Source organism: Streptomyces sp. B93, assembly GCF_018070565.1.
Lineage (GTDB): Bacteria > Actinomycetota > Actinomycetes > Streptomycetales > Streptomycetaceae > Streptomyces.
Window position 1 is genome coordinate 260,660 of record NZ_JAGPXL010000005.1, and the last position, 9,386, is coordinate 270,045.

General features: G+C 73.4%; 7 protein-coding genes. 2 read left to right on the forward strand and 5 right to left on the reverse strand.

Features of this window, described 5'->3' with window-relative positions; genetic code table 11:
* Window positions 1-12: 12 nt before the first annotated feature.
* On the reverse strand, window positions 13-1,191 hold the full coding sequence (locus KBY47_RS07555; RefSeq protein ID WP_210920171.1) for an aminoglycoside phosphotransferase family protein: 1,179 nt from the start codon (window positions 1,189-1,191) through the stop codon (window positions 13-15).
* 245 nt (window positions 1,192-1,436) lie between these two features.
* Here KBY47_RS07555 and KBY47_RS07560 point away from each other — a divergent pair, with 245 nt between their 5' ends.
* Window positions 1,437-2,930 (forward strand): hypothetical protein, encoded by a 1,494-nt coding sequence (locus KBY47_RS07560; RefSeq protein WP_210920172.1) that lies wholly within the window; start codon window positions 1,437-1,439, stop codon window positions 2,928-2,930.
* Between the two features lie 16 nt (window positions 2,931-2,946).
* Here the strand turns inward: KBY47_RS07560 and KBY47_RS07565 are convergent, their stop codons facing one another.
* The 4 genes from KBY47_RS07565 to KBY47_RS07580 form a co-directional block, all read right to left on the reverse strand.
* Window positions 2,947-4,347 (reverse strand): PP2C family protein-serine/threonine phosphatase, encoded by a 1,401-nt coding sequence (locus KBY47_RS07565; RefSeq protein ID WP_210920173.1) that lies wholly within the window; start codon window positions 4,345-4,347, stop codon window positions 2,947-2,949.
* Between the two features lie 283 nt (window positions 4,348-4,630).
* Window positions 4,631-5,659 (reverse strand): Gfo/Idh/MocA family protein, encoded by a 1,029-nt coding sequence (locus KBY47_RS07570; RefSeq protein WP_210920174.1) that lies wholly within the window; start codon window positions 5,657-5,659, stop codon window positions 4,631-4,633.
* Between the two features lie 61 nt (window positions 5,660-5,720).
* Complete coding sequence (locus KBY47_RS07575; protein WP_210920175.1) at window positions 5,721-6,815, reverse strand: chemotaxis protein; 1,095 nt, start codon at window positions 6,813-6,815, stop codon at window positions 5,721-5,723.
* Between the two features lie 236 nt (window positions 6,816-7,051).
* Entirely contained in the window at window positions 7,052-8,626 is a 1,575-nt protein-coding gene (locus KBY47_RS07580; RefSeq protein ID WP_210920176.1) for an alpha/beta hydrolase, read from the reverse strand.
* A 259-nt stretch (window positions 8,627-8,885) separates the two neighbouring features.
* Here KBY47_RS07580 and KBY47_RS07585 point away from each other — a divergent pair.
* The coding region (locus KBY47_RS07585; protein ID WP_210920177.1) for a chaplin at window positions 8,886-9,386 on the forward strand (501 nt) is incomplete at its 3' end.

The window sequence follows — 9,386 nt, forward strand, 5'->3', positions numbered from 1 at the left end:
CTGTCATCCCCATCAGCGAGTGCCGACCGCCGCACGTACGGCCCGTCGGGCCAGCTGGCAGTCGTCGTGCAGCCGCCTGAGCAGCAGCCGCTGTTCCTCGCCGGACGGCGCAGCACCTGGGTGGGCCACTCCCGGTGCCGCCGGGGTCGAGTCGTGCATCGAACGCTGCACGGCCGTCTCGTAGGTGCGGATCTCCCGGGTGAGGATCAGCATCAGGTTCACCAGGAAGGCGTCCCGGGAGGCGGGCCCCGCCGACTGGGCGATCTGGCTGATGTGCCGCCGGGCCACGGGAGCGTCGCCCAGCACCGACCACAGCGTCGCCAGGTCGTACCCGGGCAGGTACCAGCCCGCGTGCTCCCAGTCCACCAGCACTGGACCGGCCGGTGACAGCAGCACGTTGGAGAGCAGGGCGTCGCCGTGGCAGAACTGGCCCATGCCGTGCCGGCCCGCGCTCTGCGCGATGCCGTGCAACAGCTTCTGCAGGTCGCCCAGATCGCGGTCGGTGAGCAGCCCCAGCTCGTGGTAGCGGGCGATCCGCGCCGCGTACTCCAGCGGGGCGTCGAAGGTGCCCATCGGGGGCCGCCACGCGTTCAGTCGGCAGACCGCGCCCAGCGCCGCCCGGACGTCGGCGCGCGGCGGCGCCTCGGCCGGATGCCGCTGGAGTGCCGCCACCCGGCCCGGCATCCGCTCGATCACCAGGGTGCAGTTGTCCGGATCCGCCGCGACCAGCCGGGGCACCCGCACGGGCGGGCGGTGCCGGACGAACGAGCGGTAGGCAGCTATTTCGTGCCTGAACCGCTCGGCCCAGGCGGGCGACTGGTCCAGTAAGCACTTGGCGACGGCCGTGCTGCGCCCGGTGGTGCCCACCAGCAGCACGGACCGTCCGCTGCGGCGCAGCACCTGCACCGGGGCGAACTCCGGGCAGATCCGGTGCACCGCGGCGATCGCCGTACGCAGCTGGGCGCCCTGGGGGCCGGACAGATCGAGTCTCCCGCTGAGCGGTTGGGCGCCCGGTGCCGCGCCACGTCGCGTCCTGCCCGCTCCCAGCGCGGGGGCCGCCGGTCGCGCCGGGGCGAGATAGGGGCCGCCGCCCGTGAGGGAGGTGTCCCCCGTCCGCGGTGTGGCGGAAGCCGGGGGACGCGGGCGGAGCGACCGGGGCGGGGCGGACACGGAGGACGATGCTGCGTACATGGGCGATACAGATCCCTTCGTGTGCCTGCTGTGCCTGCCGTAAGTCAGTACGTCACCCGGCCCGGTCACCCTGGCGCACCCTGGGGAATGCCCCTCGGTGACCGGGTCGGGGTGGCGCGTTCCTACCTGACACCGGATGCCCCGTGGCACACCATCTGGCGGACCCTGGCGAACCCTGGCGAATAGTCGCCCGGCAACTCTGGCGCGGCTACTGTCAACTCCAGCCGAGTACCTGGGGGCTTGACGTGAGCGGACAACCCAACACCCGCCTTTCGGACCTGTTCGGCCTGGCCGGCTGGTCCAAGGGAGAACTCGCGAGGCTGGTCAACCGGCAGGCGGCGGCCATGGGCCACCCCCAGCTGGCGACCGACACCTCGCGGGTGCGGCGGTGGATCGACATGGGAGAGATCCCGCGCGATCCGGTGCCGCGGGTGCTGGCGGCCCTGTTCACCGAGCGTCTCGGCCGTGTCGTGACCATTGAGGACCTCGGTCTGGTGCGGCACGGGCGTGCGGGGAAACGGCAGGGCGGCGGGAGCGTGGAGCATCCCGACGGAGTGCCGTGGGCGCCCGAGCGGACCGCCGCGGTCCTCACCGAATTCACGGGAATGGACCTCATGCTCAATCGACGCGGCTTGGTGGGCGCGGGTGCCGTGCTCGCCGCGGGATCCGCACTCAGCAGCGCCATGCACGACTGGCTGCGCACCGACCCTTCCCTGGCCTCCGACGCTCCCCGTCTCGACGATCCCCTGCACGCCGACCCCGCTGGGTTCGACCGCTATGAGGCCGCCCCCATCGGGTCGCAGGAGATCGAGGAACTGGAGCGCTCGGTCGAGGTGTTCCGTGCCTGGGACGCGGCCCGCGGCGGCGGGCTCCAGCGCAAGGCGGTCGTGGGCCAGCTCAACGAGGTGGGCGGCATGCTCGCCTACCACCACCCCGACCATCTCCAGCGGCGCCTGTGGGGCGTCGCCGCCAACCTCGCCGTCCTCGCGGGCTGGATGTCGCACGACGTCGGCCTGGAACCCACGGCCCAGAAGTACTTCGTCATCGCCGCCCATGCCGCCCGGGAGGGCGGCGACCGGCCCCGGGCGGGCGAGGCGCTGTCCCGGGCGGCCCGTCAGATGGTGCACCTGGGCCGCCCCGACGACGCCCTGGAGCTGATGAAGCTCGCCTCCTCCGGCTCCGGCGACGCGGTGCTGCCGCGCACCCGGGCGATGTTCCACACCGTCGAGGCGTGGGCGCAGGCCGCGATGGGCAAGTCGCAGGCGATGCGGCGCACCCTGGGCCGGGCGGAGGACCTCTTCGTCTCCGACCGGCGCGACATCGAACCGCCGGACTGGATGCAGCTGTTCGACGAGGCCGACCTGTACGGCATGCAGGCCCTGTCCTACCGCACCCTGGCGGAGTTCGAGCCGGGCGCGGCGGCGCACGCCCAGCACTACGCCGAGAAGGCGCTGGCGCTGCGCAACGACGGACGGGAGCGGTCGAAGATCTTCGACCATCTCTCCATGGCCTCCGCCTGCTTCATCGCGGACGACCCCGAGCAGGCGGACCGGTACGCCCGGCTGGCGCTGATGTCGATGGGGTCGAACTCCTCCCGTCGCACCTGGGACCGGCTGCGGCAGATGTACCGCCTCACCGCCCAGTACGCCGGGTACCCGAGGATCCAGGAGCTGCGCGAGGAGATCCAGCTGGCGCTGCCCAAGCCGAGGGGCAAGGGCGGCAGCGGCATGCGGGTGTAGTGCCCTAGGCCAGCCCCTACGCGGTCACCTGGACGACGAGCACGCACGCGTCGTCCTGACGGTCCGTGGCGCCCCACTCCTCCACGACCGTCCGCAGGCAGTCCTCCGCGGTCGGCGCCGTGCCCAGCCGCGGGGCCAGGTCGAGGAGACGGTCCGTCGCCGTGGCCGCGCTGTGCCCCGGCACCAGGCCGTCGGTGTGCAGCAGGACCAGGTCGCCCAGGCCGAGGGTCACTTCGGCCTGTCCGTAGTCGGCTCCCGAGGTGGCGCCGAGCAGCACCCCGGACGGTGGGCTGAGCCTGCGCCCCGTCCCGCCGCGGAACAGCAGTGGGGCGGGGTGTCCGGCCTGCGCCCACACCAGGGTGCGGGTGGCGGGGCGGTAGCGGCAGCAGACGGCGCTGCCGAGGGCGGGCTGGACGGTGGTGTCGAGGAGCTGGTTGAGCCGGGCGAGCAGCGGGCCCGGCTGCGTGCCCGCCATCGCCATGCCGCGTACGGCGCCCAGCAGCATCGCCATGCCGGAGGTGACCGCGACACCGTGCCCGGTGAGGTCGCCGACGCTGAGCAGGGTCTCGCCGTCGGGCAGTTCCAGCGCGTCGTACCAGTCGCCGCCGATCAGGGCGCTGCTGGCGGAGGGCAGATAGCGGGCCGCCAGTTCCAGGGTGGCGGGGCCCTGGCGCGGGAGCCGCAGGGAGCCGCGCCACCGCGGTAACACCGCCTCCTGCAACTCGACCGCGAGCCGGTGCTCGGTCTGCGCGTGCCGCTGGCGGTGGAGCGAGTCACGGGTCTCGCCGACCACGCGCTGGCTGCGCCGCAGAGCGCTCACGTCCCGCAGCACCGCCCACATGGAGGTGGTGCCGCCGTCGGTGCCGAGCACGGGTTCGCCCATCATGTGCACGGTGCGGATCTCGCCGCCGGGGCGGACGATCCGGAACTCCCCGTCGATGCGGCGGGCGTCGACCAGGCATTCGGTGACCATGGTGGTCAGCCTCGGCCGGTCCTCGTCCAGCACCAGCGAGGGCAGTTCGTCGAGGGTGAGGGGGGCGGAGCGGGGGTCGCGGCCGAGGATCTCGTACAGCTCGGCGGACCAGTGGGCCGCGTCGGTGAGGAGGTCCCACTCCGCGCTGCCGACCCGGCTGAGCAGCGAACCGCCCGGCGGCGCCGGGTCGGCGGGCCGGGGTGCGTCCGGGGGGCCGTCGCGGAGCTGGGCCAGGTGCTCGTCGAGGTCGTTGAGCTGGTGCAGCGCCAGCTCGCACAGGGCCCGCTGCCAGCGGTCCCGCGGGTCCGTGCCGTCCCCCTGGGCGTCCCTGCGTACGGCGTCCACCTCTCCCTTGAGCCGCCGGGTCTGCTTGATGAGCGCGTCGACGGGGCCGCGTCCGGGCGGCTGGGCGGCTGGGCGGTCCGCGGAGAGATGGGACGGCATGACGCACTCCGATGAGGGGACGGTACGGCCAAGGCGGACGGTGGGACCGTATTGACTGTTGCACAGCCCGCGACACCCTGTAAGGGATTTGGCACCACACGATACGGTGGTGCTCCTGGCATATGCCAGTGTCTTCACGGAGCGATCGCGACGTATCCGGGGAGTACGTCGCCGGGTGCGGCAAATCGTAGCGGGGATACGGAAGTTGACGGACCGTCGGGCGTCCGGCGATGGGCCCGTTCGGGTGTTCGACGAGCCTGTGTTCCAGTGTCGTGTCCGTGTTCTACCGCCTGCCGGTGCCGCCGTACAGTGCCGGCCGCTCGGCCATCTCCACCGTGGTCCGGTCACCGGTCTCCAGGGCGCGGACCCCGGCCTCGGCGACCACGGAGGCCGCGTAGCCGTCCCAGGCGTCGGGGCCGGTGACCCGGCCCCGGCGGGTGGCGTCCACCCAGTCCCGCACCTCACGGTCGTAGGCGTCGGCGAACCGCACCAGATAGTCCTGCGGCACCTCCTCACGGGCACCGCCGTCCGCCGTGACGACCATGGTGTGCTCCTCGCCGATCCGGGCGCTGCCCCGCTCGCAGACCGCCTCGCAGCGCACCTGGTAGCCGAAGCCGCAGTTGACGAAGACCTCCACGTCGACCAGGGCGCCCGCCGAGGTCTCGAACACCACGAACTGCGGGTCCAGCAGCCCGTCCGGAGCACCGGCGGACGGCCGTGGCCGCAGCACGGTCACCGCGGTCAGCTCCTGGCCCAGCAGCCAGCGGGCCGCGTCGATCTCGTGCGAGACCGAGCTGTTGACCAGCATCGCGGAGGTGAAGCCGGGCGGCGAGGAGACATTGCGGTGCACGCAGTGCAGCATCAGCGGACGCCCCAGCCGGCCGCCGTCCAGCAGCGACTTCAGCGTGCGGTACTCGGCGTCGTAGCGGCGCATGAACCCGATCCGGGCCAGCCTGCGGCCGAGCCGCGCCTCCGCCTCCACCACCCGCAGCGCCCCCGTGGAGTCCGGGACCATCGGCTTCTCGCACAGCACCGGGAGCCCCCGCTCGAACGCCGCGAGCAGCGCCTCCTCGTGCGCCGGGCCGGGCGAGGCGATCAGTGCGGCGCCGACGCCAGGCGCGTCCAGGGCCGCCGCGGTCTCGGTGTGCACCGACACGCCCTCGATCCCGGCCACCGCCTCCTTCGCCCGCTCCGGGTCCGGGTCCGCGACGGCGGCCACCCGCGCGCCGCTCACCACCCGGTCCAGCCGCCGTATGTGGTCGGCGCCCATGTGTCCCGCACCCAGCACCGCCACGCCCAACACGTCACCCACGTGCGCACTCCCTTGTCGCCGGTCGTCCCGGCACAGCGTAGGCACACGTGCGCGGGGCCCGTCAGTAGCGCAGCACCCCGGCGATGCCGTCGGCGTCGGTGAGCATGCCGTCCGGGACGAACCGCACCTCGGCGCCGGTCTCCAGGCACTGCTCGACGATCTCGTCCACGATGTCCTCGCGGGCGTCCAGGTCGCCGCTGTCGGCCGGGACCAGATGGCCGCCGTCGTCGCGCACGGTCGCGCGGTAGTTCTCCTCCACGGCGAGCAGCCGCACCCGGGCCTCGAGGGCGTTCTGCCAGACCTCGTCGAGACCGGCCGCGAACTCCTTGCGGCCCCGGGCCCTGACCAGTTCCTCGGCGACCGTGTCGGCGCTCAGCCGCGCCTCGGCCTCGATCAGCGGCCGGACGGCCTTCCACACCGCCTCGTGGCTGCCGTGCGCCAGCCCGCCGTGCCGGACCTGGGAGGCGCCCCGGGTGGCCCCGCCGATCTCGTCGAGCAGCGACAGCGCCGCCTGCTCACCGGTCACGTACAGCGGCCTGGGGTCCTGGCGCAGGACGGCGGCCATCGCGGTGTCCGCGTCGCGCAGGAAGCGCTTGGTGTCCTCGTCGCGGAACGCGCTCGGCACATCACCGATCCGCTCCTGCCGCTCCGGGTCGAAGTTCCTCGTGTCCCTGGTCATCGGGAAGCCGCTGGTGTGCTCCTCGACCACCCGGTCCACCCCGCCGCTCCACAGGGTGACCCGGTCGGAGGCGACCGACAGCACCCAGAACGGCCGTTCGGAGGCCTGCGCGGAGACCAGGTTGCGGGTCAGGAAGGTGTCCGAGAGAACCACCCGCTCCGGCACCGGCCGGGCCAGCGACCACACCTGGTGCTCACCGGGCGCGGCGAAGATCACCAGCCCGTCCTCGGTGTGGGCGAGATCGACCTCGGCGAGCGCCAGGTCGAGATGCTCCTCGACATCGACGCGCCGTTCCCGGGTGACCGCCGGGTCGTGCTCCAACTGCCGCTTGGCCTCGGCCACCACATTGCGCAGCCGGACCCGGTCCTGGTGGTTGTCGGGCTCCCGACGGTGCGTCGGGGCCAGCACGGACACCGCGGGGTAAGGACGCGGGCGCCGCAGCTCGGCGAGGGTCGCGGGACTGAGTGCGTGCTCCATGACAGCACCATAGGTCCGATTCGTCTGGTGGGCATTCGGTGCGCGGGGCGGACCGCGTCACGGCAGGTGGGCGGGTGGCGAGGGAGCGCGCTGTGCGGCGGGTGGCTCCGGCCGGTGCCGGGGCGCCTCCGGTAGGCGGCCACCCCGGACAGCCTGGGGCCCGCCCGGCCGTCCACACCGGAACCCGAGCCCCCGCGGCGCCGCCTCGCGTCAACGCGCCCGGCCCCGCGCCCCGTTCACTCGTCCGCCTCCTCGGCACCGCACGAACTGCCGTCCGGCGGGAGGGAGCCGTACAGCAGGAAGTCGTCGACCTTGCGGTGGACACACGCGGAGGAGCCGTAACCGGTGTGGCCCTGGCCGCGGTTGTCCAGCACGACCGCCGACGGGCCGAGCCGCTTGGCGGTCTGCTCCGTCCACCGGTACGGCGTCGCGGGGTCGCCGCGGGTGCCGACCAGGAGCATCTTCGGGGCGTCGACGTCCTTGACCCGCTCGCGGATGTAGTCGGTGCCCTTGGGGCGGCCGTAGCACATCAGCACCTGGGCCAGCCGGTACCGGCCGAACACCGGGGACGCCTGCTCGTACTTGGCGCGCAGCCGGTGCAGGTCCCGGGTGATGCGCTCGGCGGTGGGGCGGTCGGGGTCGTCCGCGCAGTTCACGGCCATCAGCGCGGCGGGGAGGTTGTCCATGGGGATGTCCTCCTCGTCGGCGAGACCACCGGTCCGCTGCCGGAGCGGGAACGCGAAACCGCCGGAGGCGAACCCCTCCACGCCCCGGGTGTCGCCGTCCTCCACCAGTTGCGCCAGGGCCCGCTGGAGCGACGGCCACAGGTCCTTGCTGTACAGCGCCTGCCCGATGGCGCCGACCAGGTCCTGGCCGGTGAACATGCCACCGAAGACGCCCGGCACCGGATCCTCGTCCATCGAGCGGACCAGCCGCAGCACCTCCTCACGGCCCCGGCGCGGATCCTGCCCGAACGGGCAGGCGATGTCCCGCGCGCACCAGTCGACGAAGTCCTTCAGCGCCTTCTGCTGTCCTTCGGCGCCCGCCACGCCCTGCTCGGTGAGCGGTTCGGTGAGGGTGTCCACGCCGTCCAGCGCCAACCGGCCCGCCCGCCGCGGGAACTGGGCCGCGTAGACCGCGCCCAGCCGGGACCCGTAGGAGAAACCGAGGTAGTTGAGCTTGTCGTCGCCGAGCGCGGCCCGGATCACATCGAGGTCCCGGGCCACGTTCACCGTGCCTATGTGCGGCAGCACGGGCCCGGAGTGCTCGGCGCACTCGTCGGCGGTCCTGCGCAACTCCCGCATCGCGGCCCGCGGATCGCGCAGCGCGTCGTCGGCGGCGCCCGACGCCTCGGCGCTCAGGAAGCCGTCGCCGCAGCTGACCGGGGAGGAGCGGCCGACGCCGCGCGGGTCGAAGCTCACCACGTCGTAGCCGTCGGTGAGGTCCATGAAGTCCTTGCCGTCCGCGGCGAGCCCGGCGACGCCCGAGCCGCCCGGGCCGCCGAAGTTCAGCACCACCGAGCCGCGCCGGTCACCGGTGGCGCGGTAGCGGGCGACGGCGAGGTCGAGGCTCCCGGCGCGGGGCCGGGCGTAGTCCACGGGCACCGTGACCTTGCCGCACTGGAGGTCCTTCGGCGCCTGCGCGCCCTCGCACACCGACCACTTGACCCGCTGGCCGTAGAACCGGGACAGGTCCGGCCCGGAGCCGTTCGCGGCCGTCGCGGGCTGTCCCGCCCCCAGCAGGGTGAGGGCGAGTGCCGTGATGAGCGGGCCGCGCCGCAGCGCGGTCCGCGTCGAGCGCGGTGCGGGCATCGATGCCTCCAAGGACGCGGGCAGGCCCTCGATCACCATAGGCGCACCCCGGAAGGCTCGCCTCCGCGCGAGCGGGGGCGCCGGATCCGGGGTACTCTGCGCCGCTCGCATCCCGTTCGGCAGCTTTTGCCATTGGTTCGATAACCCTGCCACTCGATGGGGTGAAAGGCCGATAAGCCATAACTCGGATGGTTCGCCCGCGTTCTTTCGGGTGCGGGCGAACGACCGCCCGCGACCATGTCTGGAAGGCAGGGATCCCATGAGACGGGCCACCCGAAACGGTGTGATGGCCGTCGCCGCCGCCTCCGGCGCGATGGCGATGGCGCTTCCGGCGCACGCCGACTCCGCGGCCGACGGCGCCGCGGCCGACTCGCCCGGACTGATCTCCGGCAACACCGTCCAGCTCCCGGTGCACGTGCCGGTGAACGTGTGCGGGAACACCGTGAACGTGGTGGGGCTGCTGAACCCCGCGACGGGCAACGGCTGCGCCAACGAGGGCGCGGGACACCGGCTCACGCCCGCCGCCTTTGCCCACGGGCACACCGAGGACTCGCCGGGCGTGATCTCCGGCAACGGCGTGCACCTGCCCGTGCACCTCCCGGTGAACGTCACCGGCAACAGCGCCGACGTCGTCGGCGTCGGCAACCCGGCGGGCGGCAACGAGTCGGTGAACGCCCCCACCCCACCGCGGCCACCCGCCCGGCCCACCAGGCCGCACCCCACCCCCACCCCCGCCACCCCCCCCCCCCACCCCACCAAA

Coding starts and splice junctions, on each gene's coding strand:
- KBY47_RS07575 (WP_210920175.1), bottom strand. CDS start 6,815: ATGGAGCACGCACTCAGTCCCGCGACCCTCGCCGAGCTGCGGCGCCCG.
- KBY47_RS07555 (WP_210920171.1), bottom strand. CDS start 1,191: ATGTACGCAGCATCGTCCTCCGTGTCCGCCCCGCCCCGGTCGCTCCGC.
- KBY47_RS07565 (WP_210920173.1), bottom strand. CDS start 4,347: ATGCCGTCCCATCTCTCCGCGGACCGCCCAGCCGCCCAGCCGCCCGGA.
- KBY47_RS07580 (WP_210920176.1), bottom strand. CDS start 8,626: ATGCCCGCACCGCGCTCGACGCGGACCGCGCTGCGGCGCGGCCCGCTC.